This is a genomic window from Pelagicoccus mobilis, assembly GCF_016595505.1.
GTDB classification, from domain to species: Bacteria; Verrucomicrobiota; Verrucomicrobiia; order Opitutales; family Opitutaceae; genus Pelagicoccus; species Pelagicoccus mobilis.
In genome coordinates this window covers 1-25,761 of the sequence record NZ_JAENIL010000041.1, presented here as the reverse complement: position 1 = coordinate 25,761, position 25,761 = coordinate 1, and the positions used below count along the sequence as shown (strand labels likewise).

At 54.0% G+C, this 25,761-nt stretch carries 21 protein-coding genes and 1 pseudogene; 10 read left to right on the top strand and 12 right to left on the bottom strand.

Annotated elements, in window-relative coordinates; genetic code table 11:
• Positions 1 to 65: 65 nt before the first annotated feature.
• Together JIN87_RS29085 and JIN87_RS19695 are read right to left on the bottom strand one after the other, a co-directional pair.
• A pseudogene (locus JIN87_RS29085) lies at positions 66 to 569 on the bottom strand (TonB-dependent receptor plug domain-containing protein); the annotation flags it as partial.
• A 576-nt stretch (positions 570 to 1,145) separates the two neighbouring features.
• The gene (locus JIN87_RS19695) at positions 1,146 to 2,963 is read right to left on the bottom strand and encodes a sulfatase-like hydrolase/transferase (protein WP_200357330.1); all 1,818 of its coding nucleotides are present in this window, start codon (positions 2,961 to 2,963) and stop codon (positions 1,146 to 1,148) included.
• Positions 2,964 to 3,484: 521 nt separating this feature from the next.
• Here JIN87_RS19695 and JIN87_RS19690 point away from each other — a divergent pair.
• A complete protein-coding gene (locus JIN87_RS19690) occupies positions 3,485 to 4,423 on the top strand; it encodes a TIM barrel protein (protein WP_200357329.1) in 939 nt (312 codons plus the stop codon).
• On the opposite strand, the gene JIN87_RS19685 is transcribed toward JIN87_RS19690, so the two are convergent.
• From JIN87_RS19685 to JIN87_RS19660, 6 genes are all read right to left on the bottom strand, one after another.
• Positions 4,420 to 6,846 (bottom strand): TonB-dependent receptor plug domain-containing protein, encoded by a 2,427-nt coding sequence (locus JIN87_RS19685; protein ID WP_200357328.1) that lies wholly within the window; start codon positions 6,844 to 6,846, stop codon positions 4,420 to 4,422. The two genes, JIN87_RS19690 and JIN87_RS19685, sit on opposite strands and share 4 nt — an antisense overlap.
• A gap of 161 nt (positions 6,847 to 7,007) precedes the next feature.
• Positions 7,008 to 7,880 (bottom strand): 1,4-dihydroxy-2-naphthoate polyprenyltransferase, encoded by an 873-nt coding sequence (locus tag JIN87_RS19680; RefSeq protein ID WP_200357327.1) that lies wholly within the window; start codon positions 7,878 to 7,880, stop codon positions 7,008 to 7,010.
• A gap of 1 nt (position 7,881) precedes the next feature.
• Entirely contained in the window at positions 7,882 to 8,523 is a 642-nt protein-coding gene (locus JIN87_RS19675) for an HAD-IB family phosphatase (protein ID WP_200357326.1), read from the bottom strand.
• A 102-nt stretch (positions 8,524 to 8,625) separates the two neighbouring features.
• On the bottom strand, positions 8,626 to 8,877 hold the full coding sequence (locus JIN87_RS19670; RefSeq protein ID WP_200357325.1) for a type B 50S ribosomal protein L31: 252 nt from the start codon (positions 8,875 to 8,877) through the stop codon (positions 8,626 to 8,628).
• Between the two features lie 27 nt (positions 8,878 to 8,904).
• Complete coding sequence (gene ykgO, locus JIN87_RS19665) at positions 8,905 to 9,030, bottom strand: type B 50S ribosomal protein L36 (RefSeq protein WP_083794514.1); 126 nt, start codon at positions 9,028 to 9,030, stop codon at positions 8,905 to 8,907.
• Between the two features lie 97 nt (positions 9,031 to 9,127).
• Positions 9,128 to 9,691 carry a YqgE/AlgH family protein gene (locus JIN87_RS19660; protein ID WP_200357324.1) on the bottom strand — a complete coding sequence of 188 codons (564 nt, stop codon included), beginning with the start codon at positions 9,689 to 9,691 and terminating at the stop codon, positions 9,128 to 9,130.
• Between the two features lie 152 nt (positions 9,692 to 9,843).
• On the opposite strand from JIN87_RS19660, the gene JIN87_RS19655 reads away from it, so the two are divergent.
• From JIN87_RS19655 to aroQ, 3 genes are all read left to right on the top strand, one after another.
• Positions 9,844 to 10,599 (top strand): Nif3-like dinuclear metal center hexameric protein, encoded by a 756-nt coding sequence (locus JIN87_RS19655; protein WP_200357323.1) that lies wholly within the window; start codon positions 9,844 to 9,846, stop codon positions 10,597 to 10,599.
• Positions 10,600 to 10,686: 87 nt separating this feature from the next.
• Positions 10,687 to 11,511: an RraA family protein gene (locus tag JIN87_RS19650; protein ID WP_200357322.1), complete on the top strand. Its 825-nt coding sequence runs from the start codon at positions 10,687 to 10,689 to the stop codon at positions 11,509 to 11,511.
• Positions 11,512 to 11,562: 51 nt separating this feature from the next.
• Complete coding sequence (gene aroQ, locus JIN87_RS19645) at positions 11,563 to 11,991, top strand: type II 3-dehydroquinate dehydratase (RefSeq protein ID WP_200357321.1); 429 nt, start codon at positions 11,563 to 11,565, stop codon at positions 11,989 to 11,991.
• Here aroQ and JIN87_RS19640 read toward each other — a convergent pair.
• From JIN87_RS19640 to JIN87_RS19625, 4 genes are all read right to left on the bottom strand, one after another.
• Positions 11,988 to 13,268, bottom strand: a complete 1,281-nt coding sequence (locus JIN87_RS19640) for a hypothetical protein (RefSeq protein WP_200357320.1) — start codon at positions 13,266 to 13,268, stop codon at positions 11,988 to 11,990. The genes aroQ and JIN87_RS19640 overlap by 4 nt on opposite strands.
• 138 nt (positions 13,269 to 13,406) lie before the next feature.
• Positions 13,407 to 15,212 (bottom strand): hypothetical protein, encoded by a 1,806-nt coding sequence (locus tag JIN87_RS19635; protein ID WP_200357319.1) that lies wholly within the window; start codon positions 15,210 to 15,212, stop codon positions 13,407 to 13,409.
• Positions 15,196 to 16,167 carry a S1C family serine protease gene (locus JIN87_RS19630; RefSeq protein ID WP_200357318.1) on the bottom strand — a complete coding sequence of 324 codons (972 nt, stop codon included), beginning with the start codon at positions 16,165 to 16,167 and terminating at the stop codon, positions 15,196 to 15,198. The genes JIN87_RS19635 and JIN87_RS19630 overlap by 17 nt, the downstream gene beginning before the upstream one ends.
• Positions 16,164 to 18,320 carry a hypothetical protein gene (locus tag JIN87_RS19625; RefSeq protein ID WP_200357317.1) on the bottom strand — a complete coding sequence of 719 codons (2,157 nt, stop codon included), beginning with the start codon at positions 18,318 to 18,320 and terminating at the stop codon, positions 16,164 to 16,166. The genes JIN87_RS19630 and JIN87_RS19625 overlap by 4 nt, the downstream gene beginning before the upstream one ends.
• Positions 18,321 to 18,623: 303 nt before the next feature.
• Here JIN87_RS19625 and JIN87_RS19620 point away from each other — a divergent pair, with 303 nt between their 5' ends.
• The 6 genes from JIN87_RS19620 (at position 18,624) to JIN87_RS19595 (ending at position 25,729) form a co-directional block, all read left to right on the top strand.
• A complete protein-coding gene (locus JIN87_RS19620; RefSeq protein WP_200357316.1) occupies positions 18,624 to 19,718 on the top strand; it encodes a hypothetical protein in 1,095 nt (364 codons plus the stop codon).
• A 232-nt stretch (positions 19,719 to 19,950) separates the two neighbouring features.
• Positions 19,951 to 22,065: an elongation factor G gene (fusA, locus tag JIN87_RS19615; RefSeq protein ID WP_200357315.1), complete on the top strand. Its 2,115-nt coding sequence runs from the start codon at positions 19,951 to 19,953 to the stop codon at positions 22,063 to 22,065.
• A gap of 111 nt (positions 22,066 to 22,176) precedes the next feature.
• Positions 22,177 to 23,196 carry an aldo/keto reductase gene (locus JIN87_RS19610; protein WP_200357314.1) on the top strand — a complete coding sequence of 340 codons (1,020 nt, stop codon included), beginning with the start codon at positions 22,177 to 22,179 and terminating at the stop codon, positions 23,194 to 23,196.
• 152 nt (positions 23,197 to 23,348) lie between these two features.
• Positions 23,349 to 24,041, top strand: a complete 693-nt coding sequence (locus tag JIN87_RS19605; protein ID WP_200357313.1) for a FadR/GntR family transcriptional regulator — start codon at positions 23,349 to 23,351, stop codon at positions 24,039 to 24,041.
• A 73-nt stretch (positions 24,042 to 24,114) separates the two neighbouring features.
• The gene (locus JIN87_RS19600; protein ID WP_200357312.1) at positions 24,115 to 24,969 is read left to right on the top strand and encodes a fumarylacetoacetate hydrolase family protein; all 855 of its coding nucleotides are present in this window, start codon (positions 24,115 to 24,117) and stop codon (positions 24,967 to 24,969) included.
• Complete coding sequence (locus JIN87_RS19595; RefSeq protein ID WP_200357311.1) at positions 24,962 to 25,729, top strand: SDR family NAD(P)-dependent oxidoreductase; 768 nt, start codon at positions 24,962 to 24,964, stop codon at positions 25,727 to 25,729. Before JIN87_RS19600 ends, JIN87_RS19595 begins: the two co-directional genes overlap by 8 nt.
• The last annotated feature ends 32 nt before the right edge of the window (positions 25,730 to 25,761 follow it).

Here is a 25,761-nt window from a genome sequence, read left to right as displayed (position 1 = left end):
AGCTCCAGTTTTTTCTCATCACTGAAGTTCGCATCTTGTGTCGTGGCGTTGATGACACCTGCTGGGCTACCGAGTCCGAAGAGGATCGCACTCGGACCGCGCGACATGTCCACACGATCGACAACGTATCCATCCCACGGTACATCCGAGAGGAAGAAGTTCCTTGTATTGTCAGCACGAGCCAATCCACGGACACGAGTGTTTCCGTTCGGATTGTTGAACGTGTCACGCTCGCTCAAGTTGCTATCGCCGCTAGCGCCACTGAAATTTCCGTGGGTACCGCCAACTTCCATACTTGGCGTGTAGGCGAGCAAAGTCTCGTTATCGACAGCGCCAAGATCATCAAGAAACTCCTTGGTGATAACGGTGACAGCTGCGCCGACGTCCTTCAGATCAGTTCGAATACGTGAACCAGCAAGAGTACTGGTAGCACGGTAGCCTTCATCTTGAGAACCATCTACAGTAAATGGAGAGAGTTCGAAGACCTCTTCCTCTTCATCCTCTTGAGCAAGAAGAAGCGAGGGAGCAATGAGCGCCGCTCCGAGTGAGACCGAACCGATTCCACGCATAATGGATCGACTCCGCACACTATTAGGGTGGGTTTTTCTAGTCATGGTTTTGGGTTAGTTCTTGTTACCGAGTTACCCCCAAACCACTGCAATGCAGACACGATGAAGTTGGGCACACATGGCGCCTGCATAAGGGATGCATGTTGGGGTAGTTTTTCTTAACTCAGTATCGAGACTAACAAACCCCCAGCTTTCTCTCAATGAGGCTGATTGTCGCTCAATTGTGCTAATTTTCGCACCAATTCTCATTCTTTAATTTTCACACCTAAATTTAGGAGTTTTTGCGACAGGCCCCCACAAGACTCCTGAAATCTCCTTTCCACATTTTTCTAAGCAAGAAAAGGCCCGTCCTCGGTTACTCGAGGACGGGCTAAGCAGTCTAGCTACCGCTAGTTAGACAACCTAAAGCGACTCGCAGCCCGTTACTAAATTGAAAGAATCGAGCAAAGTTGGAAATCGTCATATTATTAGAGCAAAATAGCGAAAAGACAGGCATGCCACAATGATACCCATTACCCTTAAATTGAGTTATTTTCTCGCTCAGAGAAATCAACCTGCGCTCAACCATCAATCACTCTAGAAGGAATAAAAAGCGCCCTGCGTCGCCCCGTCCCCGATAAATTCAATCGCCTTAAGCGACTCGAACACCCCACCATCCGCAGAAAGAGACTTCAATACACAGCTCAAGACGCCATCTCCCTTCGCCAAATAAATGCGGCCAAGCTTGGTGCGATTTCCCTCCGTCAAATCTCCTACGAGACTCGACTTTCCGACCTCGATCTTCACTCGAGCCCCTTTCTTTCCCCCTGCCACGTGAAGAATCACCGAGAACCAGCCCTCTTGAACGACATCGACACGATGCGCCTGCCCATCGCCCACCCGAGCCCACCCCGTCGTGGCGTGGCTACCGTATTTGACTGACCCATACAGCTCGCTCGGAGCGCATGCGAACACGAAGCTCGCCCGGTCTTCATCCACCCCGATTCGAAAAACCGGGGCTTGGAACGCACGTCCGGAGTCACGGATGGATTCAAACGTATCCAACAGTTGGCGACTCATCCGTTCGCTCACCTCCGGCTCGACCTTTGAAAGATCCCTCAACTCGCTCGGATCGTTCTCAATGTCAAACAACTCGATCCTCCCGCCACGCCTAACAAGCTTTCGATTTCCCTCACGCAAAGCCAAATCCTGCACTTCACCCTCTAGCAACTTAGCGCTACTCAAAAAGTCGTAACGATGACGCCCACCGGGAACCTGAGCATGGTCAGAAGCGATGAACAAAGAGCGAGGGGGCAGCTCCGCCCCATGCAGCATAACAGGTAGCAGAGAGTGACCACGCAAAGGAGCGTCCCCCTTCCGCGCATCCGGCCTTTCCCCAGCCAGCTCCAGAAGAGTCGGAAAGATGTCCACCACATGAGAGAGTTGCGTCGACTCTCCTGCACGAATCCGCCCCGGCCAACGTGCGAACAAGGGCACTCGAACGCCATTCTCATAAACCGTTCCTTTGTTTCCCCTCAACTGGCTCGGGTTTCGCAGTTCCCAATCCTTCCCCACATGATCCGCCATGTCCTTGCGACCCGAGTTCATGATCGGACCATTGTCGGAAAAGAAGAGAACAACCGTATCATCAGCCAATCCCGATTCATCCAACGCTTCCAAAACACGCCCAATGTTCCCATCGAGCTCCTCGATCATTCCCGCAAACTCGGCTAACGACTTCGAGTATCCACGTTTCCTATACTTCGTTACCCTCTCCTCAGGAGCATACCATGGCCCATGCGGAGCCAACATTGAGAGATACAAGCAAAACGGACGGCCATCCCCGGCCTTCGAGCGAGCTCGCAAATACTGCGACGCCTTTTCCGCAAGGGACCGCCCAGTCCACCCCTTTGTACGCACCTCCCCCTCTCGAGTGTAGAAGATGCCATTCTCATGCCTGTAAAGATGGGCCAACTCCCCTTCCTCAAAGCCCCTATCCCAAGGCAAGTAACCATCAGTCTTCCCGCTATGCCACTTGCCATAAAAAGCTGTCGCGTAACCCAATTCCAAGAGCCGTTCGGCGAAGGTAGTCTCGTCAAGATTCAGATAGTCCTGGCCCCCATGCACGCCCCACACGCCCGTCTCCAAAAAGTGGCGCCCCGTCAACAAACTCGCCCGAGTCGGCGCGCAAGTCTGGTTCACGTAAAACCGGCTGAACTCGAGCGACTGGGAACGAAGCCTGTCCAAGTAAGGCGTTTCATAGACATACGGATTTCGATAACCGAAATCATCTCGCCCCTGGTCATCAGTCAGAACGATCAAAATGTTAGGACGCTCCTTCGCCACACACACAGGAGCGTAGGATAGCAGAAAAAGAATGGGGCCGACAAACAGAGCTCGGTAGAAAGGAGTCACAACAGCAGATGGGGTTAACGAAGACAAAATATAGAACAAAACTATATTCTCAAACACCGGACGCCACAATTAGACTATTGGTCAGAACTTTGAGCTCATTTTCGAAACGAAGGAGAAGGAGCTAACTTACCCAAAAACCAAAAACCCGCCGACGCGCTCGGCATCGACGGGTCAAGAAGTCTAGCTACCGCTAGTTAGACAACTAATGTGACATCAGCAGATATACTGACTGACCGCTGACTTGATTTAGGAAAATTAGATCGAGAGCAAACCATTAGAGAAGTATTTCTCACTAGCCCCGTTAAACAATTCGCCTTCTCGAACATATCCTCCTCATGAATCGCGACTTACAAAACAGCTTCTCAAACTCGATTTTCTCGCCCTTCCTTGAACATTCAGCGGAACAAAAGCGCACTATTTCAGGTTTCGAGTCTTTTTCGAAGCGCAACCGGGAAACTGAGGCAGCTTCCAACGACTCAAATCTTTACCCGACGCACCTGATCGCCTTACGCTAAAAATCGATGATACCCCAAAATCGCCGATCCTTTCTCAAGACAGGAGCCTTGCTCACTGCCGCCTCGATCCTCCCCTCCGCAAGTCGCGCGGCCAAGCACAACAGCCCCCCAAAACTGAACCTTTTCTCCAAGCATCTCCAGTTTCTCGACTACCAAGAGATGGCCAAAGTCGCAAAAGAGATCGGGTTCGATGGGATCGACCTAACAGTTCGCCCCCGCGGCCATGTCCTTCCTGAAAAAGTGGATACGGATTTGCCTCGAGCAGCTGAGGCAGTTCGAGCAGAAGGGCTCGACCTAAAAATGATGACGACCGCCGTGGACGACGCGTCCAAGCCACTCGACCGACTGGTCCTCAAAACCGCTGCAAGCGAAGGAATAACCCACTACAGGATGAACTGGTATCGGTACAACAAAGAGTCGCCCCTCCCCGAGACACTCGAACGTTGCCGACAAAAGATTGTCGCCTTAGGCGAGCTCAACAAAGAACTGGGGCTTACCGGTTGCTACCAAAACCACTCCGGGTTCCTTGTTGGAGCCTCCATCTGGGAGGTTTGGAAAATCCTTCAAGGATCTCTTCCCAGCCACATGGGAGCTCAGTACGATATCCGGCACGCCACAGTCGAAGGAGGCCGCTCCTGGCCAAACGGCTACCGCCTCATATCCCCACGCATCCGATCCATCGCGATCAAGGATTTCAGATGGGAAGGAAAAGGCAGCAGTACTAAACTTTTCAATACACCGCTGGGAGAAGGCATGGTAGACTTCAAAAAATACTTCCGCCTTCTCAAGACCTCGAACATCGAAGTCCCCATCTCCATGCACTACGAATACGATCTCGGAGGAGCGGATAAAGGGAAACGAGAACTATCCATCAGCCGCGACGCAGTCTACGAGGCAATGAGAAAAGACATCGCCACATTCAAACGCCTCTGGAAAGAGGCTTAACGATAACGAACTGAAACCCGCAAGCCAACACTCGTGGGCTCCTCAACGAACACTGGGCGTGATGGGTAATAATTGCTCGAACCGGTGCTAACATGATAGCGCTTTTCCTCGCCAAAGAGATTTTCCACAAAGAGCGATGCGACTAACTCCGACGATTGCTTCAGGTCCCAGCGGTAGCTTAGGGATGCATTGAAATGAACGTCACTTTGGTAAGCGTCCTCCGCATCCAGAAAGCCCCGTTCTCGCTCGAACTCGGTCCGTTGTCTCTCGAACGCAACCAAGTCGTCTGCGTCAAGACTCGAGGTATCAAAAGTGTCATACGCTCGTTGATACATCTCAATCTCGTCATATGATCCCTCATAGTCCCAGTTCATACGTGCCGACAACCTTACGATCAATCGATCATCTAGGAATTTCGAAGTGACGATCAGACGCGTCGAATTGTTAGACCAGTTATTCAAGCCACTACCGTAGCTTTCCAATAGAATGGGAACGTCCCCTCCAGTGTAATAGAAATAGTCCGAGAACGAAATGTTGTTACGATTTTCTCCCGTCTTTAGCTCCGGGTTCATAGCCATATCGAGCAAGTCGATATACGAATGATTGACTATAAGCTCTGTGTTTCCCCACTGAAACCGCCCCTGCAACTCAACACCCCACAACTGCAAATCGCCAAGAAACTGCAAATCCTGTCCCGTGTAGCCAACAGTGTCAGAATCGTTGTAAAACGCATTCACATCCAACAGGAAGGAATCACTTACTAACTTTGTGAACGCGACCTCCAAGCTATCGAGCGACTCATGATCTCGACCTGACATCGATTCAGATCGGTCGTATTTATCAAACAAATACTGGGCCCGTAACGGCATCATTCGCAAAGACCGCTGTGCACTAATGCGAAGCGTGCTCTCCTCAGAGAAATCTGCTATCCAAGACAATCGCGGAGCAAACATCGTATCCGAAATCTCTGGAAAATCCAAACGGTGGGCATAGACGATACGCGCCCCAGTTCGGAGGTCGTAGGTGACTTCGCTCAACTGTGTAAAAGTATCAAAGTCCAATCCGCCACCAACCTCTTCCAGAGCATCCAGAGAGGGACGTCTCGACGCATCAGGATACTGGAGGTAAATGCTCGTATCCGCATCACTCACCAAATGTAGACCTTCCCGTACCCAAATGTGGTCAGAGTTCTTTCCCCAAGGAGCATGAACGCCAGTCCGGTTATACTCGAAGCCCGTCGCCACCTTCAAAGACTCACCGTCATCATAATCAAATAAAGCGGAGGCAACAAGCCGCTCCTGAGAAAACGCGTAGTCTCGAATATTGTTAGGATGGTCCTCTGGCCAATCTACATTCCTGAAGTCGTAGCGAATATACTCCTGCGCATCCAAGCTGGCTCGAAGCGTCAATCCCCACTTGTCGTTTAGTTCCGATTCGTACTCTGGGCTCACCACGAAATTCCGAATAGAGCGTTTTCGCGTCGGCGTATCCGAAACGAGATTACCGTCCTTATCCGAAAAAGCAGAATACGTAGTGAATGTATGCGATTGTCCGGATTCGGTGTAGCGCGCCCAAACCCTAAAATTTCTCCCATCATCCAGATCTAAGTGTAATTTTACCTGAGGCTCGTCCAAAGTGTCTCCTAGGTACGGCTGCGGCCCTTTAACATCCGTGGGTCGCTTACCAACGTAACGAATATCGGAGGCCGCATCTGGTCTCAGTTGGAAATAGTCTGGGTTCTGCAGTCCGTCCGACTCGCGGACGGAACCAAAAAAGTAAGAGCTCCAGCTGCCAAGTTGCTTAGCCGCCTGAAAACTGAATCCCTTGCCGTGATACTCCGGCACATAGGAGACACTCCACTCGCTTACACCGGAGACTTCCCTCGCCGATTTTGTGATGATGTTGATCACCCCTGCTATTGCGCCAGATCCATACGTGACCGAACCAGGACCTCTCACAACCTCGATACGCTCGATGTCACCAAGCTCCCATTGATCCAGCTCCATCATCGCGCCTTCGTAAACGTTGTTGGTAACGTTCACCCCGTTCACAAGCAGCAGCAACTTGTAGTTCTCAGCGGCAATTAAACCGCGAATCCCAATCTTGTCTCCAGCTGTGTGCGTCATCAGCATCATTCCCGGCACATGCTCCTCCAAAACCCCGGCAATGTTTCGGGCCGCCGAGAGCTCGATTTGCTCGCGTTGGATCGTTGTGATCGCAGAAGGCGAATGCTTCGCAACAAAATCAGTCAGGCTGCCCGTTGTAATCTTTACGTTCAGCAGTTCTTCGAAGCTAAGATCGAAGAGGTCCTGAGCATCACTAGCGGCAAGACAGAAGGATCCGCCTACGAGCGATATGTACACAGCAAACAAGCGCCGGACATACAGCGCCCCCCCATAAATAACTGTTCTTCCTACAAGCATCGGGATTCGTCGTTACTCCAAGCAAAGTCGCACAGACTCGCCGATATCGATCGAAGAAACATCTAGCGATTTCGCTCAGAAGCTTATCAGTCTATCTACGAATCCGAAATCAACAAGGCTCGGAAAACAATCCGATGTGAAAATCCTGTTAGATTCTTAAGCTAAACTCCCGCAACAATCGATCCCGCGCTGAGCACTCCGTACAACAAGAGAAACGCGGCAGTTTTGGCCAAGACCCCGTTCAGCGCCTTTCCTTCTGTCGTTTCCAAAGCCGCAGCAAGCCGCAGCCCCAAGGGAAGGATCAACAATGGCAAAGCATGCCAAGGTTCGCCCGTCGAAGTCACATAAAGAGCTAAACACAAGTAAGCTCCCACCAACTGCACACGATACTGGGCCAAGCCAAAGTTAGCCCCCCAGCGAGCGATCAAGGTCATCTTGTTCGCCGCTTTGTCAGTATCTCGATCACGGTAGTTGTTCACCACCAAAATGTTGTTCGCTAACAGGCCCAATGAGAGACCGAGCAGCCCCGCCTGCATGGTAAGTTCTCCCGTGATGACATAGACCGCCCCCATCGTGGCAACGAGACCGAAGAAGAAAACCACAAAGACATCACCGAGCCCCTTGTACGCCAGCGGGAATGGGCCACCCGTATATCCGTATCCAAAAACAATAGACACGATTCCAACCACTAACAACTCCCAGCCTCGATAAGCGACAAGATTGAGTCCAATCAGAAACGCGACGAGGAACACCAAAAGCGACACGATCAACATCGCCCTAGGCTCGATCCTTCCGCTCGCAACCAATCGCTCAGGCCCCAGCCGATCCTTCGTATCCGCTCCACGGATATGATCGTAATAGTCGTTCGCCATGTTGGTGGCGATTTGCACGAGAACTGAAAAGACCAGGCAGATTACAACCGGCCACCAATCGAAAAATCCCATTCGCTTGGCTTCCGCGGTTCCCATCAAAACGGGCACCACCGCAGCCGGCAACGTCTTGGGGCGAGCAGCGTCTATCCAGTCCTTAAGCATCCTAAGGGAGCAACGCTGGGATCTCGCTCAACTTGTAAACGAACTGCTTGGCTTCCGCCTTCACCTTTGTCCGCTCCAAGTAGCCGCCGTAACCGATAAAAAGGTCCACAAATGGCTGCGTCTCCAAATCACTGGAACCATCCCCTACCATGACCGCGACCGATTCGGCATACTCCGCACGATCCGCATCGATCACCTTCATCTTGCCGCCCATGCGAGAAGTCGGGCAATTTCCGTCAAATCCGGCATAGTTGCCGTCAGCATCAAAGATCAAATCAACCGCTCTCACCTTATCGATCCCAAGGAACTTGGCGAAGGGAGCGATCGCTTGGGTTAGGCCGCCACTGACGATGATCGGCTCCCAGCCATCCTCGCGAAGCTTGGCCAAGCACTCAACCGCTGTCGGTTCAACCGTATCTATATAGAGCTGCCCCATCTTCTCGCACTCTCCAGCCGTCGGCTTGATGAGATCCAAACGAGCGCCGTAAACGTCTTCGATCGCGATATGGCCGTCCATCGCCCGGTTGGTCATGTTCTCGCACTCGCGAAACGTATCTTCACCGCGAAAACGGGCGAGTTCGTCGATCCCTTCGATCGAGCTGAGCGTGCTATCACAGTCTATGAAAATGAGTTTCTTCGGCATGGCTGAAATTTCGGGCTAAGACATCAGTAGATGCTTCGCGCGAGACAACAAAAAACCCCCGAGAAGCTCTCGAGGGTTTTGGAAATTCTATGTTCGCGGCTATTAGCGACGGCGGCGGAACTTGTTCTGGAACTTTTCCACACGACCAGCGGTGTCGACGAAACGCTTTTCGCCAGTGTATACCGGGTGGGAGTCCATAGTGATGTCGCGGAATACCTTAACGCACTCTACGCCGTCAACAGTCTCCGTTTGGTGACCCTTGGCAGGGATTGTGGAGTTCGTTACGAACTGCTTGCCTGTCGATACGTCGACGAAGACGGTTGGGTTGTAATCTGGATGAATACCTTTTTTCACGGCGAAAATTGAGCGGTTAGAAGCGAATTAACCCTGACGGGCCTTGAAACGCGGGTTGGTCTTGCAGATCACGTACAGACGGCCCTTGCGACGCACTACCTGGCAGTCGGGGTGACGTGTCTTGGCGGACTTAAGTGAGGACACTACTTTCATAAGGGGCGTAAAGAGAACGAGTCGGTTCCAACCTGTCAATAGAGGAATCGTGAAATATTCCCTCCCCAGGAATCTCCCCTAGAATCGGTCGAACCAGCTAATTGCTGCCCGGATCCTCCGGCACGGAGGCCGACAGCCCCAACTCAGGATTTACCTCCGTAATAAGATGACGCCACAAATCCGGACCATCCCGCTCCGAAATCGACTCCGCATCCACATCCGTCACGACCCAAGCGTTCGATTCGAGCTCACCCATCAGCTGCCCCTCCGACCAGCCCGAGTACCCCTTAAACGCGCGGAACACCAGCTCCGGGTCAGCCTCCCGTTTCGATTGAGCCACCAAAGGCTCCATGCCGAAGTACAACTGAAACTGCCCTTGCTCGGGAATCAGTTTCCAAGCCGCCAAGATAATCTGGTTCTGAGCAACCGGACCGCCCACGTAGACCGGCACATCCCCCAGACCACAATCAGAAAACTCGGAGCTCAGCTCCTCCAGCCGCTTGCCCGTGCTCTGGTTAAGCACCACACCTAGCGACCCCGCATCTTCATGCTGCGTCAGAAGCACCACCGAACTTGCGAAATTCGGGTCCTTCAACTGCGGGTGCGCCAGCAACAGCGAGCCCGCAAGGGCCTGAGATTCGTCATGGGTTTCATCGTACATAGCGTCGTCGTCCTAAGCCAACCAGACTCCTACGAAGCGGGATTATTGGCGACCAAAAAGTTCCTTTGCGAATAACTGTTCCTTGCTCTCTCAGAGTGCAAACGCTTCCCTTTCCCCTCCTCTATTTTTTCTTCCCTAATTCCAGATCCCACATGATCCAGCTTTCGGACATCGTCTCCTTCTGCGACCAACGCGCCAACACCCACCAAGTCAAAGATTTCAGCGGAGCCCTCAACGGCCTGCAATTCGCCAACGACGGAGTCGTCACTAAAATAGGAGCCGCAGTCGACGCCGGACTCGTCCCCTTCCAACGAGCAGTCGAAGCCAAAATCGATTTCCTCATCGTGCACCACGGCATGTTCTGGAGCGGGGCCAAGCGTTTCGTCGGCCCCGAGTACGACAAAATCCGCACTCTCGTGGATGGAAACCTCGCCGTCTACTCCTGCCATCTTCCCCTCGACGCCCACACCGAGATCGGCAACAACGCCATCCTCGCCAAGAAGCTCGGCATCGAGCCCGCAGACTCCTTCCTTCCATACGAAGGCACCGACATCGGTTTCATCGGCAGCTGGAAAAGCACCCGAGCCGATCTGCGCGCCGCGCTCAAAGGCCTCTTCGGCCAGAAATTCTCCGCCATGGAGTTCGGCTCCCGCGCCCCTACCCGCATCTGCGTCCTTACAGGCAGCGGAGCAAGCGCCATCGAACAGGTTAAGGCTACCGGAGCGGACACCTTCATTACCGGAGAACTCCGCCAGCATCACTACAACTACGCCCAAGAAGCCGGACTCAACGTGTACGCCTGCGGTCACTACGCCACAGAGACCTTCGGCATTTCCGCCCTCGCCGCAGAAGCCGCGAAAAAGTTCGGACTCCAGTGGGAGTTCATTAAAACCGACTGCCCGCTCTAACCATACAGTAAGCGTTGGCGTCACGTTTGATAACGCCGAATTTCTAGCCATGATTCGAAGGGTACGAAACGATTACCGCATCGAAGCATGAACAGAAAACTCACTCCCCTCTCCCTCGTAGCATCCTGCCTCCTCCTACACGCATCCTTGGCGGCAAGTCCCAAGGGACAGCCGCAAAACTATATCGAAACTGAAACCTTCTCCCAAGAGGAGAACGACCAGATTCTCAAACTCTACGCCAACCTCCGGGTCGCCGATGTCTCCGACGGCATGGACTCCCTCGGTTTCGTGGATACCGGACTCGTTGATCCTGCAATTCACCCGGACTGGGTCGATCGTAGCGACCTAAGCCACATCATACGAGGCATCGCCGTTACCGCCCGTTACGTCCCAACACAGCGTCGAGCGTTCCCAGAGGAAGGCCAGAGCTTCACCGAATGGCGGGACCAGTTCTACGGAAACTACTCCTCAGAGCCCTTCACCGACCATCTCTTCCCTGGGTCCGTGGTAGTACTCGACGATGTAGAATCAGCCGATGTTGGCTCAATCGGATCCAACAACATCATGATTTGGAAAGAGCGAGGAGCCGTAGGAGTCGTCACCGACGCGAGCGCTCGCGACACCGACGAGGTAGCCATCCAAAAGATCCCGCTCTACCTCCGCCAGAAAGGCCGCGGCATCCGCCCAGGCCGGAACGAGATCGAATCCATCAATCGCCCCATCGTCGTCGGCGGCGTTCTCGTGATGCCAGGCGATGTCGTCGTGGCCGACGGAGACGGTGTGATCGTCGTTCCTCGCAAACACGCTCGGCAAGTGGCCGAACACGCGCACGGCGTCCTTGCAACCGACAAGGCAGAACGACGCAAACTCTACGAATCACTCGGAATCCCCATCGATTCCACCGTCGACTAAAGAAAATTTCAGCATGTACAAAGCGGCTCTTCTCTAGCAAAACCCTTCACTATGAAGAAGATCGCAGTACTTAACGGACCCAACCTCAACCGACTCGGCAAGCGCGAGCCGGAAATCTACGGTTCAAAAACGCTCGACGATATCGCCGACGAGTTGCGTTCAGCCTTCCCGGATGTCTCCTTCGATTTCTTCCAGTCCAACCACGAAGGAGCCCTAGTCGACAAATTCTCCGAGCTCGCCGACTCCGATTGCCAGGGCGTGGTCTTCAATCCCGCCGCCTACTCCCACACCAGCGTCGCCTTGCGCGACGCGATCAGCGGAGCTGGCCTCCCCGTGGTCGAAGTCCACATCAGCAACATCCACACTCGCGAAGTTTTCCGCCACCACTCGTTCACGGCCGAAGTCTCCCGCGGCGTGATCACCGGACTCGGCACCGACGGCTACCTGCTCGCCACTCGCTCGTTACTCGGCAAAGCCTAGCGACCCACCTGGTCGAAAACCTGCCAGCCATGGTGCCTTAAACGCATTTTGGCGATAGGCGATACGGTTCCCGAAACCCAAATCTCCCGCCTCTCAGCCTTGAGCTCTTCATCCAACAGAGCCTCGTAGACCAATGGCGTCCAGTGCAGATAATCGACCGCAAAGGGATAGATCTCGTAACCGTTAATCGAATACGCGTAGATCATTCCACGCTTGTCACCCACCGAAACAAGTCGCCCCACCTGGTTGTGGTAACGGATGAGCAACTCGACAGTGTCCAAAAACAAAGTCGCATCCTCCACGCTCTCCACCTCCAAAGCGTACTTCAGCCCCGTCGTGGCGGCACGGTCCGACTCGAACTCGCAAAACGCCAAGCACAGCTCCAGCTTTTCAGTCAGAGAAAACATATCTGCATCCCGAAACTCCTGTATCAGCTCCTTGCTAACACCATCCTTTTTGAGCATGCCTACCATCTCGCGCTCGATCTGATATCCAGGCCGATCCCAAACCAGCTCCCTCGCCTTCCCCGCATAGGAAAAAACCTCATGAGAGGGCACTACAAAATCATCCGCGAAGCCTCCTAGACTCGACGCCCAAGCGATCCGACCTAGAGCCTCCTGCAACGCTTCGTTGTTCGAATAAGGGTCGACGCCTAGACGGCGCGCCCACTTGCGCTTGGCATTGTCATGCCCCAAATGCTTCCGACTCAACCGACCTGCCGATTTTCCCAGCCCCTCCTTCTCCTCTTCGACCTCAGCCTGCTCCTCCTCCAGCTCCGAGTCCTTGGTCCGAAACTCCTTCACCTTTTCCATCACTTTGCCAGAACCGCGACGCACCTGATAAACCTTACCGCCGAGGTAACGCACCATGCCACCCGGCAAACCTGTGATCGAACGCACCGGTCGTCGGGCCACCCCATAGGTCGTCATCACAGGCTCCGTGAAACCATCGGATAAAGCGCTCGCAAACGCCTCCCCTTGGCTCACTCGATTAAGCTTTTCGATCGCCTCGATCTCCCTCAAAAGCTCGCCCAGCCCATCGCGGCCGCGAGCCCGAAATTCCCCATACAACGAGTTCACCCGAAACTCGTAGTCAAAGCCGACCACCTCGACCAACGGAAAGACCGAGTAAAGCTCCGTTTTCAGCGGCAGATCATCCACCAGCTCATTAGCGAAAAAGACCGGGGCCCCTTCTACCGGCTCCTGATCCACAGCACCGCCCTCCTCACCGCAAAGCAGGGAGCAGAAAAGCAAGAAACTGAGGAGAAGAGAGCGCATGGGTAGCGTTACCTGAGAACGCCTGATACCGATAATGGTTCCGACATTCTAATCGTCGATCCTTCCTTTCTCACAAAGAAAAAAAAGCCGCCCCTCCAAAGAGAGGGACGGCCTAGGTAAAGTTTATCAGCGGACAGGCTACTTATACTGGTTGATCCCTTCGAGGACGATACCCGCGTCGTTGTAGTACATCCGACTGAAAGTGATGCCGAGCAAGCCCTCGAGCTCCTCCTCCTTAGGCAGGAGATTAACCAAATCATCCACCAATTCACCGGCGTCTTCTCCCGCCGCCGTGCTCATCGTATCGGAAAGGGTCTGGAAAACCGGGACAAGATTCTTCAACACCTTATCGCCCTGGGAGTAGCTAAACATAGTCCCTTGCTTCACGCCCGCCTCGGAGAGGTAGTCGCGCAACTCGGAATTGCCTGCCAAGGCATCCTCGCCCTCCGGAACAGTGGTCAATGTCGAGAAAATCCGGCTCGAAGTATTGTCGGTGCCAATCGCGAAAACGAGCTTCCCTAGGCCATGAGCAATCGTGACGCTTCCTTGACCTGGCTGCTTCATGCGTACGCCCGAAAATCCCATCTCGTCCACCAGCTCGAAACCGCTGGCCGGATTCTGCGCCATCGCGCCGATCATCGCCATGCCAGCCTGCAAAATCTCCGGACGCGTGAAGTCCATCACGATCGCTTGAGAGCTTTGCGGGATGTCCACGTTATTGCCTTCGCCAACATCAACCGATACGAGCTCGATCGGATACTCCAGCATGTGAATCCGAGTACCAAACGAAGACAGCAAAGTCTCGATGTCCGTTTGCAAGCTCATCTGGAGCTGGGCATTGACCATGCCAAGCTGTTGCTCCACTTGCTCCGGCGGAGCGAACTTCTTAGCCGTCTCCAAAGCGAAATCGTAGAGCTTCATCATATCGAAAGAAGCGGCAGTGTAAGTGTTGACTGAGCTCGGCACCCAAGCCGGTGGCTGGAATTCGAAAAACTCGTTCTCAAACAGCTTTGCCACTCCCTTACGTGGAGCAGGCGCTCCGAAATAGAGAATCGAACGCTCCTCCATGTCGACGAAGCCACTCCAAACACCGATCTTGTTGAAGTCATTGATATCGAGCGACTCCACCATCTGGCGATTTTGTGGAGGCACGAAATCGAGCAATCTCTGCACGTCACCCAGCAACTCCAAACGCGTCTCGTAAGAAGGACGGACCGAGCTCACCCCAGCATCAGCATAGAAATCGCTGAGGAATTCTCCGCCCCCTTCGAGCTGAGCAGTCATGAACAAGCCGAGAGCCTCAAGCTCCGCCTCTTCAAAAACCCGAGCAGCCTCCATATCGGCGATCTCTTCGCGTACGTTTCCGATCGCGAAAAGGAAACGGTTCTCAATCTGAGCGACCAAGAATGAAGAGCCATCCGCGATTTTCCGGATACGAGCCCCCGGCCCTCCCGGTAGCTCCAAGTCCGTACGCTCAATTCCTTCGTTCTCGGCAGAGCCTTCTAAAACGGCCTGAAAAGCTCGCTCAGCCACGCCGTCACTCATTTCAGCCCAAATCAAAATGGTAGGCATCGAGAGGTGCCCCGGGACCGGATGATCCACCACCGCCCCACCGATATGGCTCGTCGCCATCTCGTACAAATCATCGAGCTCGAGCCCCACTTCCCCCAGCTTTTGGATAAAGTTTCCTCCCGCCTCTTCAGACTCGATCAGCTTTTCGATGAAGGCCTTGTACTCCGCGATCTTCTCGTCCGAGAACAGAAGCTGCCCCATCTTGGTATTGTCGACGTACTGCTCGAGGGTTTCGGGGGAATTATCGAAGCGGAAAGCTGCGATCGTCTCTGCTGGAAGAGACTCAAATGGGGAATTGAGAGCACCAAACGAACTGGTGGCTAAAGCGGCGAAGGAGACGACACCGCTGAGAAACTTATTTCTGTTCTTCACTAGATTGGGAGTTGGTAGGTTCGGGTTCTTCCATGGATTCACGGAAAGGAGGAGCAAGGTACTTAACTCCATTTTGAGGGAAAGAGGCGTCGTAAAGGTAGGTCTCCTTGTTCTCCAAGAAGCTGATCAATTCCTGAACTGGAATGCCAAAGGCCAAACCGGCAAACATCGCATGCCCCGCGCAGGCGACTCCGATGACTTCGCCCCGCGCATTGAAAAGAGGACCTCCAGAATTGCCTGGATTGATAGCGGCATCCGTCTGGATGAAGCGCAAGTAGCCGATCGAGCGCGTGCGCGAAGAAACGATTCCCTGGCTCACCGAACGCTCGAGCCCCAGCGGATTGCCGATGGCGAAAACGAGCGAGCCCACGTCGACTCCGTCGCCTTCCGCAAGAACAACTGGCTTGATAGCCACGTCTTCCGCTTCCTCTTCATCAATTTGCAGCAAAGCCAAATCCCTAACCGGATGCAGAGCCACGATTCTGACCTTCTTCAGCTCCTTACGCTCGTAGCCCGAATCCGTCTTATTGAAGATACTAACCGTCACCGCCGTCTCACGCTCGATAACATGGTAGTTGGTTATCAAATACCCAGACTCGCTGATAAAAAATCCGCTACCCAATCCACTCGGAGTCTTCACCATCACCACCGAATCGCCATAACGCTTCACAAGCTCGTTGACCGGCGCCGCATTGAGACGCCCCGTCGCGTAGAGCGCCGTGCCCGTCGTCTGTTCCACACGCTCCTCAGGGTCAGCCTTTTCGATCGTCAAAACTTGCTCGGAAGGGATCTTCAGCACGTCAAACCCCAGATCAAGCACCACAAACTCGTCATCCTGCTTGAGGATCTCAGCTACGATCTCCGTCCCGTTTTGAAAGGTGAGCCGATCAAATCCAACCGCGGTCAAATTTGTTGCGATAACGATAGCTGCCATGGCAGCGAAATACTTCCTCATGATTCTGGGTCCCTTGCTAAGTAAATTAAAATACGGTCGTGGCTCGCCAAAACTAAATCCTGAATGGCGTCGCCATCCAAATCGAGCGCCAGCATACGGTAGGGATTTACGCTGTTGCGGCCATTATTCGTGTCCTGACCATATGGATACTTTCCATCGTCATAGACTTTCCAAGAAATCACCTCCTCGTAGCCATCGCCCTTCTCTCCATAGACGATGATATCGCGCTGCCCGTAGTCGACCGTAGCGATCTCGTCGATCCCGTCACCATCGACATCGACGCTGAACAAAGTACCCAAGGTCTTCTTTTCGTAGTCGCGCCCCGCATGCTCATTAGGGTCGATTTTGGAGCTGAGCACGAGCTGCTCCGAACTGCCAGAGGAAGGAACATTTATCGAGTTCGCCCCGATCAAGGTCAGACCCAAAACCGAGTCAACGGTGACTCTCAAAGTGTTCGGCACCAAATCGCGGCTCACCGTCTGGAAAATGCCAGACTTATCCATCTTCAAATGGTGGATGTGCTCTCCATCGGACTCCAAAGCATAGGCTTCGGAGCGTGACACAGGAGCGAAGGAGCGAATCGAATAGTCCCCTTCCAACATGATCTGGTCGATCACGTCCAAATTCTCGTCCAGCTTCTGCACGACTCCATTCTCCGCGAGATACAGCGTACCATCATGCAGACGAATCCTGCGAATATCCGCCCCCTTGAATCGAGAGGTGGCGAGCTTGGCCTTTCCATCCTCCCCGAGCGAACAGATAGAGGTCGTCTTCGAAAACTTCTTTTTCACCAGCAAACGCTCGCCGCCCAGCCAAACGCAGCTCTCGTAGTCTCCGTCGAGTCCGGAAAACTCCAGCTCGCGCGGCTCCTTCGCCTTCGAGTTCCAAACCGAAAGCACCAGCGACTTACCGCGTTGCGTCACCCACCAAGTGTCCGCCCCAAACTGGTCGAACGCCAAAAGCTTCCAGTCACCAGAATCCTCCGACGGATCCCCCACCCGCTTGGGAAACGAAAAACGAGCGCCGTCCCAGCGGCTTTGATAAATATGCCCCTCGTCCTCCACTCGGAAAAGCAGGGTCCTCGCCTTGTCGCCCACAGAGCGAATCGCCTTCACGTCCTGCAGCACCGGAAACGACTTCACGAAACTCCAAAATCCATCCGTCTCGGAATAGACGTTGAGGATAGGCTTGTTTCGGCCGAGCTCCACGATCGACTTTTTGCCGTCGATTTTCACGGTCGCCCAACCACCGGAGTCCGGCTGCGTGAGCGGCAGCAAATTGCGTTTCCCAAAACGCGACTTCTCTCCCTTGCCCAACTCGTAAAAACTGATCGTATTCGCCTGATTCGCCCCTAGAAAAGCGATCTTCGGACCTTCGCTCGTACGCATGGCGCGAGCTACGTTCGTATTGGTGATCTCCTCAGAAATGCTGGCCGCTGGGCGAAACAATTCGTCTTCCGATTCATACCAGCGAATCGGCGCGTTCACCGTGTTTCGCGCTTCGATAACATCGAGATCCTCGTCCCCGTCCAAGTCGATGAGCCACCAACGGTTTCGTTCGATCTCGCGCTCGCGCGGCTGCAGCCACTCCACCTCTTCCGGCGTATCGTAATCCAAGATTTGAATACCATCGCTGAAGCTAATCAGAATCTGCAGATCCTTCTTGAATTTTCTCACCAAAATCGGGCGATGCGTGCTCAACTCCGAAGAAGACACCTCCCATTCCTTGATCGACTCCCATTCGCCCTTCTTCGACTTCTTCAAGACAACCAGCTTTCGCGGGTCTGACTGGATCAAGAAAATCTCGTCGATTCCATCGCCCTCGACATCGTAGACCGACGCCACCTGCGGCAAACGAGGTAGAGGCAGCTCCTCCTTCTCAAAATCCTCCGCCATCGGCAGATAGTTGGGATTCTCTACACTCGAGAGGTCCAAGGCATCCCCCTTGCCCACGTAGCGGTAGAAATCGAGCCGCGACTGGCGTGTCTCCACCACCAGCAACGAGTCGCCTCCATCTTTGCTCTCGCGGATCGGAAGCATCTTGTAGGCTCCGTTATCGACCTTGATAACTCGGAGCCCTTGCCAACCCGGAAAATCGCTCGCGACCGCAAACACAGCGGTGGCCAGAGCAGCCAAAAGGAAAAAGGGCTTCATAAAACGAAAATATATCACAAGACGAATATCGCAGTACTGCGTAGAATTCCATTGGGGATGCCTAATGCAACCATCAAATCCAGCTTCTCGATCAGCTCGTTCCAAGAAGCAGGCGAAATCACACAGGACCCAAGGCACCCAGACAACGTTCCCACACCGCAGGCAATTTAGGAAATTTTCGAACGACTCGATAAAAAAACCGCCAAACAGGAGCAGGGTACATGAAATTTCCGGAGTAAGATGTTAAATTCAATACCGAATCCGGTTCGTCGTTTAGTAATAGAACGTTCAACGCAAGACACCATGCCACACAATTGCCGACCAACAAAAATAGCCCTTTCACTCGCCTTGGTCGCCTTGCTTTGCTCCAGCCTCTTCGCCCAAGACGAAGATTGGAGCGAATTCGAGACCTCCGTCGAAACGACCGCTGCCTCACCTGAAGTCGATTCGACCACCGTCACCGCAAAACCCGAAAAGGCCTCGCCCTTCCGTCGCCGCATCATGCGTGAGGACGTGACCATCCGAACCAAGCCGCTCCGCCTCGACTCCGGAGGCAAGATCCGACTCGTCTACGGCGTGCCCAAAAAAGCGAAAAACGTTCCGGCGGTCTTCGTGCTCGACGTCGAATCGAACCGCATGGCCAACAACTCAAACCTCCGCCTAGCCGGGTTCTCGAAGGCGAAGATCAAAGAATTCCAACAAGCCTCCTACCTGCTAAAATCCCCCTTCGGCAGCAACATGCTCGGCAACGGATTCGCAGTCGCCTACATTGTAGCGGAAGACCTCGAAACCCTTCGCTCCGCGCGCTCAGCGGATTGGATCGGCATCTTCAACCGCGTACGCGACCTCAAACAGGTCGACCCCAACAACGTCTTTCTCTTCTCCACCCGAGAATACGCGAACCTCTCAGTCTACCTGACATCCCGCTACAACTTCTCGGGCTTCATTCTCGAAGAGCCGTCCTACCTGCTTTTCTCCTCCAAAACGTACCAGAGCGTGATCGACAGGAGCAATTCCCTCTCTTCTGAGGAGATCTGGAGCCGCACCGACCCCACCCGCGAGTACATGTACGAACAGGTTATCAGCCGCATCTCCACTCCCATCATGCTGATCCGGAATCCGGACTCCAAGGCCTACGCCCTCACCGAAAAAACGCTCATCCCGAAACTCGAACAGGCCAACGCCTACTACGAAACCGTCGAAATCAAAGGCCCCGGCCGCAAGATGACTGTATTCGGAGAGTTGGGAGATAGTGGCGTCCTCTCCGTTTCGCCCGAAATCGGCTACTACGCCCCTACAGTCTCTAAATGGGTAGACGAAATCATCGCCTACATGCGCATAAACTCCTCGGTCGATCCGATCGCGCTGAGAGATCCGAGCGAATTTCGTAGTTGGTAACGCTCAAACTAGCTCCCTACGAAAGACTTCCAAGCTAGCTTCACGCTCCCGAAAGGGCGTGAAGCCTTTTTGTAAACAGTTCTCAACAGACCTGTAAAACACCCCGAGATTTCCCTAGGAAAACGCGCCTTTTTCCCCCTCCCTCTATTATAGCATTGCCAAGGGGCAAAGAATCCATACGCGACTTCCTTTCCGCGAGCGCTTTCGCCGCCAAACTTTAAGGAATAAGACCATGGCAACAGACCTATCCAAGTATAGAAATATCGGTATCTTCGCCCACGTTGACGCGGGTAAGACCACCACAACTGAGCGTATCCTCAAGCTAACTGGCAAGATCCACAAGCTTGGCGAAGTACACGAAGGTGAATCCACCATGGACTTCATGGACCAAGAAGCAGAGCGCGGTATCACTATCCAGTCCGCTGCGACTACTTGCTTCTGGCCAGGCAGCACCCAGCAGTACGAGCCACACCGCTTCAACATCATCGACACCCCAGGTCACGTTGACTTCACGATCGAAGTTTACCGTTCCCTCAAGGTTCTCGACGGTGGCGTTGGTGTATTCTGCGGATCTGGCGGTGTTGAGCCACAGTCCGAAACCAACTGGCGTTACGCCAACGAGTCTGAAGTTGCTCGTATCATTTACGTAAACAAGCTCGACCGTATCGGCGCTGACTTCTTCCGCGTCGTAAAGCAGATCGAAGACCGCCTCGGCGCGAACCCACTCGTTATGGTTCTGCCAATCGGCAAGGAGTCTGAGCTCTCTGGCGTTGTTGACCTCCTCACTCGCAAGGCATGGGTCTGGGATAACTCAGGCGACCCAATGAACTACGAGATCCAAGACGTTCCTGCCGACATGGCAGACGCCGTCGAGGAATGGCGCGAAAAGCTCATCGAAACTGCTGTTGAGCAGGACGACGAGCTCATGGAAGCTTACCTCGAAGGTAACGAGCCATCCATCGAAGACGTTAAGAAGTGCATCCGTAAGGGTACTATCGCTCTCGACTTCTTCCCAACCTACTGTGGTTCCTCCTTCAAGAACAAGGGTGTGCAAAATGTACTCGACGCGGTTGTCGACTACCTCCCAAGCCCGACAGAAGTTAAGCCACAGCCAGAAGTTGACGCTGAAGGTAACGAAACTGGCGAAGTATGTACTGTTGATCCTAACCGTCCTGTTCGCGCTCTCGCGTTCAAGATCATGGACGACAAGTACGGCGCCCTCACCTTCTTCCGCGTTTACTCCGGAACGATCACCAAGGGCTCTACGCTTCTCAACACTTTCACAGGCAAGACCGAGCGTATCGGCCGTATCATCGAGATGCACGCTGACGACCGCTCTGAGGTCGATTCCTGCCAGGCGGGTGACATCGTCGCCTTCCTCGGAATGAAGACTGTTCAAACAGGTCACACCCTCGCGGACGAGAAGAACCCAGCGACTCTCGAGCCAATGGTGTTCCCGGATCCAGTTATCTCCATCGCCATCACTCCGAAGGACAAGGCCAACGCTGAAAAGCTCGGTGTTGCACTCGGTAAGATGGTTGCAGAAGACCCATCCTTCCGCGTTGAGACCGACGAAGATTCTGGCGAAACCATCCTCAAGGGTATGGGTGAGCTTCACCTCGATATTAAGGTCGACATCCTCAAGCGTACTTACAACGCAGAGGTTGAAGTTGGTAAGCCACAGGTTGCCTACCGCGAATCTATCACTGCTCCAGTAACCGACAGCTACACTCACAAGAAGCAGTCCGGTGGTTCTGGTCAGTACGGTAAGATCGACTACACCATCGAGCCAGGCGAGCCAGGTTCAGGCTTCCAGTTCGAGTCTACAGTTGTTGGTGGTAACGTTCCTAAGGAATTCTGGCCAGCCGTTGAAAAGGGCTTCGCGGCTTCCGTTGACCGTGGTCCACTCGCTGGCTACCCAATGGTAGACGTTAAGGTTAACCTCCAAGACGGTGGTTACCACCCGGTTGACTCCTCTGCAGTTGCATTCGAAATCGCTGCTAAGGCTGCTTACCGTCAGTCCATGCCAAAGGCTGGTCCTCAAATCCTCGAGCCAATCATGAAGGTAGACGTATTCGTTGCTGAAGAAAGCATCGGTGACGTTATCGGTGACCTCAACCGTCGCCGCGGCATGATCAAGGAGCAGGACACAACTCCTACTGGCGTACAGATCAAGGCGGACGCTCCACTCTCCGAAATGTTCGGATACATCGGTTCTCTCCGTACAATGACTTCCGGTCGCGGTCAGTTCTCCATGGAGTTCTCGCACTACGCTGCGTGTCCAAAGAACGTTTCCGACACCGTCATCAAGGAAGCTCAAGAGCGCGAAGAAGCGAAGAAGAAGTAGTCGCTTCTCCAATACAAACTTTCAAAGCCCGGTTCACTCGAACCGGGCTTTTTTCTTCCCCGTAGCGCGGTGCTTCAGCCCGCGTCCTCTCACTTCAAAACCAAAAAAAATATGAACCACAACCGCATCGGCCGCACCTCCCTTTCAGTTAGCGACATCTGCCTCGGCACCATGACCGTCGGCTCGTCCTGCGACGAGAGGACTTCCTTCGAGATCATGGACTACGCAGTCGAGCAAGGTATCGACTTTTTCGATACCGCTGAAATCTACCCCGTACCACCAGAGGAGAAATGGGTTCACCGTACCGAGGAAATCGTCGGCAAGTGGCTCAAGACGCGAAAACGCGAGTCCATCACAATCGCCACCAAAGTAGCAGGAGCCGGCGGTGCCTGGTTCACTCCACCCATCCGCTCCGGCAAAACTGGCCTCGATCGCCGAAACATCAAAACAGCAGTAGAAGGCAGCCTACGACGTCTCCAAACCGATTACATTGACCTCTACCAAACGCACTGGCCCGACCACGACTTCGGCTACGAAGAAACGCTCACCGTGCTCGACGAACTCGTTCAAGAAGGAAAGATCCGCTTCATCGGCTCCAGCAACGAAAACGCCTGGGGCACCATGAAGGCCCAAGCCACTGCCGAACGTCTCGGCACCGCTCGCTACGAGTCCATCCAAAACAACTTCAGCATCCTCAACCGACGCTTCGAAGACGAACTCGCCAACATCTGCCGCCGCGAACAAACCAGCCTTCTCCCCTACTCGCCCCTCGGCGGCGGAGTTCTCACCGGTAAATACAACGTCGATCCTCAGCCCGAAAATGCCCGCTTCACCCAATACGCAAAAGGTGCCGGCGAACGCCAGCGCCAGATGGCCAAACGCTTCCTCAACGAGAAGTCCTTATCCACAACAGAAGCCCTCAAGCCGATCGCAGCAGACCTTGGCCTCAGCCTTGCCACGCTAGCCCTCATTTGGAGCAAACAACACGACTACGTCGCCTCCACCATCGTCGGAGCCAATACAGTCGAGCAACTCCAAGAGAGCCTCCAAGATTCAGACAGAACCCTCGACGCCGACACACTCGCCCGCATCGACGCCATCTCCGCCCAATACCCCTACCCAATGGGCTAAATTCCCTACCTTGTAGGGCGGCGCGCCGAGCCGCCTAACAACGCCCAAGCCCCATCACGATATCCCCAAATCCGCAGCCTACCAAAGGCGGCAGCCTTGCCACTTTTCACTTCAACCTTGCTTTTGTCTGACAATTAAGACTTTTCAGATAAATGCAGTCCGCAACTCCATCCAGTCTAGCCGCCGAGCTTGTCGAAAAGCTCGGCAAACCCATCGCCCGCGGAAAGTGGACCACCGACAGCCCCTTCCCCACCGAACAGCAACTCTCAGCCGAACACAACCTGAGCCGTTCGGTCGTTCGAGAAGCCATCAAAGTCCTAAAATCCAAGGGTCTGGTCGATTCCCGCCCTAAACGTGGGGCTCAAATTCTCACCCGCGAATCCTGGAATTACTGGGATACCGACGTCCTTCGCTGGATCGAGAAGGATCGAAAATTCTTCGAAGACCTCGCCGAGTTTCGCCTCAGCGTCGAACCTAACGTCGCATCCCTCTGCGCTGAACGAGCCACCTCCGAACAAAAAGAGCGGATTCTCAACTTGGCCCAGGATCTCAAAACGTACGGAGAAAATGCCCAGTACGACCGCTACGATGAAGCTGACTTCGACTTCCACCAAGCGATCGCCGACGCCTGTGGAAACGTCCTGATGCAACAAATGATGAAGACGCTCAATCCTCTCATCTCCCTCAATCGAGCCCGCACCCACAATCTTTCCGAAGGCGTGGACGCCACCGTCCCACTTCACCTCTCCCTCGCAACCGCCATCAACAAAGGTCAGGCAAAGAAGGCAGGCAGCCTCATGAAACAGATCATCGAAGAAGCCCGCCACTTCGCCACGAACCAATAACCCTAAACTGCAGGGCGGGGCGTCGACCCACCACCTCCCACCGCGGCCATTCCACAACCCGAATAAAACCACCATGAAACTCCTACGCATCCGAAAAGACGGAAATGTCATCCCGGCTATTCTCGTATCCGAAGAAAAACTACTCGATTGCTCAAGCATCACTGCCGACTTCGACGGAGAATTCTACGAATCCGAAGGCATCTCAAAACTTGAAGCAGCTCTCAAAGCGAATACCCTTCCCGTCCTGGAAGCATCCCCAGAAGATGCCGACTCCAGCATCCCTCGTCCCGGAAAAATAGTCTGCATCGGCCTCAACTACAGCGACCATGCCAAAGAAGCCGGCATGGCCGAACCGGATGAACCTATCATTTTTATGAAGGCCACCTCCGCACTCTCCGGTCCATTCGATCCGATTCGAAAGCCGCGAGCCGCCACCGAGCTTGATTGGGAAGTTGAGTTAGGAATCGTCATCGGAAAGACAGCACGCTACCTCGAAAGCGAGGAGGAGGCCTTGTCTCACGTTGCCGGATACACTGTCGCCAACGACGTTTCAGAACGTGCCTTTCAACTCAAGCACGGAGGCCAATGGACCAAGGGCAAATCCCACGACACCTTTTGCCCCACGGGTCCTTGGCTAGTCACCCCTGACGAAGCCGGTGATCCACAAAATCTGCAAATGACCCTCTCCGTAAACGGCGAGACCATGCAAAACGGCAACACCAAGACCATGATCTTTCCGGTTTCCAAAATCATTCACTACCTCTCCCAATACATGACACTCGAAGCCGGAGATCTCATTATCACCGGAACACCTCCCGGTGTCGGGGCAGGCATGGTTCCTCAGAAATGGCTACAAGTTGGCGATGTTGTTTCTCTCAGCATCGAGGGGCTCGGAACCCAAACCCAAACCGTGATCGCAGATGAGTGAACCCGTTATGAGTCGCTTCACAGGCCAATCCGCCCTCATCACCGGAGGCGCTGGCGATATCGGAAAAGCAATCGGCAAGCGACTAAGTCAGGAAGGCGCCCACGTTACCCTACTCGATCTGTCCCAGGAAGCTCTCGACCGAGCCCGCTTAGAGTTCATTGATCAGGCCCTAAGCTGCGACACGCTCACCTGCGATCTAAGCGAGCAATCCCAAGTAAACGAAAAGCTCTCCTCCGCGATCGAGCATCTCGGAAAAATCGACATCGCCGTTCACGCAGCAGGTATCGCCGGACCAACCGGCAAACGCATTGAGGAGATCTCAGTCGAAGACTACGACCGCGTGTACGCAGTAAACCAGCGAAGCAGCTTCCTCATCGCTAAAGCTCTTCTCCCTCACATGGAAAAGAACGGCTACGGACGCCTCGTGATGCTCGCGTCCATGGCAGGCAAGGACGGCAATCCCGGCATGGCCCCCTATACCTCAACCAAGGCCGCCGTCATCGGGCTCGTTAAAGGACTGGGCAAGGAGTACGCCCAAAGCGGCGTGACCGTAAACGGCATCGCTCCAGCCGTCATCCGCACCTCCATGAACGCCGACACCAGCGAAGAACAACTCGCCTACATGACCGCCAAGATCCCCATGGGCCGCCTCGGCGAGGTCGAAGAAGTCGCCAATCTAGCCGCCTGGATTTGCAGCAAGGAAGCCAGCTTCACCACCGGCTTCATCTACGACCTAAGCGGCGGCCGTGCCACCTACTAGCCGTAGCGCGGTGCTTCAGCCCGCGACCACAG

Coding starts and splice junctions, on each gene's coding strand:
- JIN87_RS19630 (WP_200357318.1), bottom strand. CDS start 16,167: ATGAGGAAGTATTTCGCTGCCATGGCAGCTATCGTTATCGCAACAAAT.
- JIN87_RS19660 (WP_200357324.1), bottom strand. CDS start 9,691: ATGTACGATGAAACCCATGACGAATCTCAGGCCCTTGCGGGCTCGCTG.
- JIN87_RS19620 (WP_200357316.1), top strand. CDS start 18,624: ATGCCACACAATTGCCGACCAACAAAAATAGCCCTTTCACTCGCCTTG.
- ykgO (WP_083794514.1), bottom strand. CDS start 9,030: ATGAAAGTAGTGTCCTCACTTAAGTCCGCCAAGACACGTCACCCCGAC.
- JIN87_RS19600 (WP_200357312.1), top strand. CDS start 24,115: ATGAAACTCCTACGCATCCGAAAAGACGGAAATGTCATCCCGGCTATT.
- JIN87_RS19690 (WP_200357329.1), top strand. CDS start 3,485: ATGATACCCCAAAATCGCCGATCCTTTCTCAAGACAGGAGCCTTGCTC.
- JIN87_RS19610 (WP_200357314.1), top strand. CDS start 22,177: ATGAACCACAACCGCATCGGCCGCACCTCCCTTTCAGTTAGCGACATC.
- JIN87_RS19685 (WP_200357328.1), bottom strand. CDS start 6,846: ATGCTTGTAGGAAGAACAGTTATTTATGGGGGGGCGCTGTATGTCCGG.
- JIN87_RS19625 (WP_200357317.1), bottom strand. CDS start 18,320: ATGAAGCCCTTTTTCCTTTTGGCTGCTCTGGCCACCGCTGTGTTTGCG.
- JIN87_RS19640 (WP_200357320.1), bottom strand. CDS start 13,268: ATGCGCTCTCTTCTCCTCAGTTTCTTGCTTTTCTGCTCCCTGCTTTGC.
- JIN87_RS19680 (WP_200357327.1), bottom strand. CDS start 7,880: ATGCTTAAGGACTGGATAGACGCTGCTCGCCCCAAGACGTTGCCGGCT.
- aroQ (WP_200357321.1), top strand. CDS start 11,563: ATGAAGAAGATCGCAGTACTTAACGGACCCAACCTCAACCGACTCGGC.
- JIN87_RS19650 (WP_200357322.1), top strand. CDS start 10,687: ATGAACAGAAAACTCACTCCCCTCTCCCTCGTAGCATCCTGCCTCCTC.
- JIN87_RS19595 (WP_200357311.1), top strand. CDS start 24,962: ATGAGTGAACCCGTTATGAGTCGCTTCACAGGCCAATCCGCCCTCATC.
- JIN87_RS19655 (WP_200357323.1), top strand. CDS start 9,844: ATGATCCAGCTTTCGGACATCGTCTCCTTCTGCGACCAACGCGCCAAC.
- JIN87_RS19605 (WP_200357313.1), top strand. CDS start 23,349: ATGCAGTCCGCAACTCCATCCAGTCTAGCCGCCGAGCTTGTCGAAAAG.
- fusA (WP_200357315.1), top strand. CDS start 19,951: ATGGCAACAGACCTATCCAAGTATAGAAATATCGGTATCTTCGCCCAC.
- JIN87_RS19675 (WP_200357326.1), bottom strand. CDS start 8,523: ATGCCGAAGAAACTCATTTTCATAGACTGTGATAGCACGCTCAGCTCG.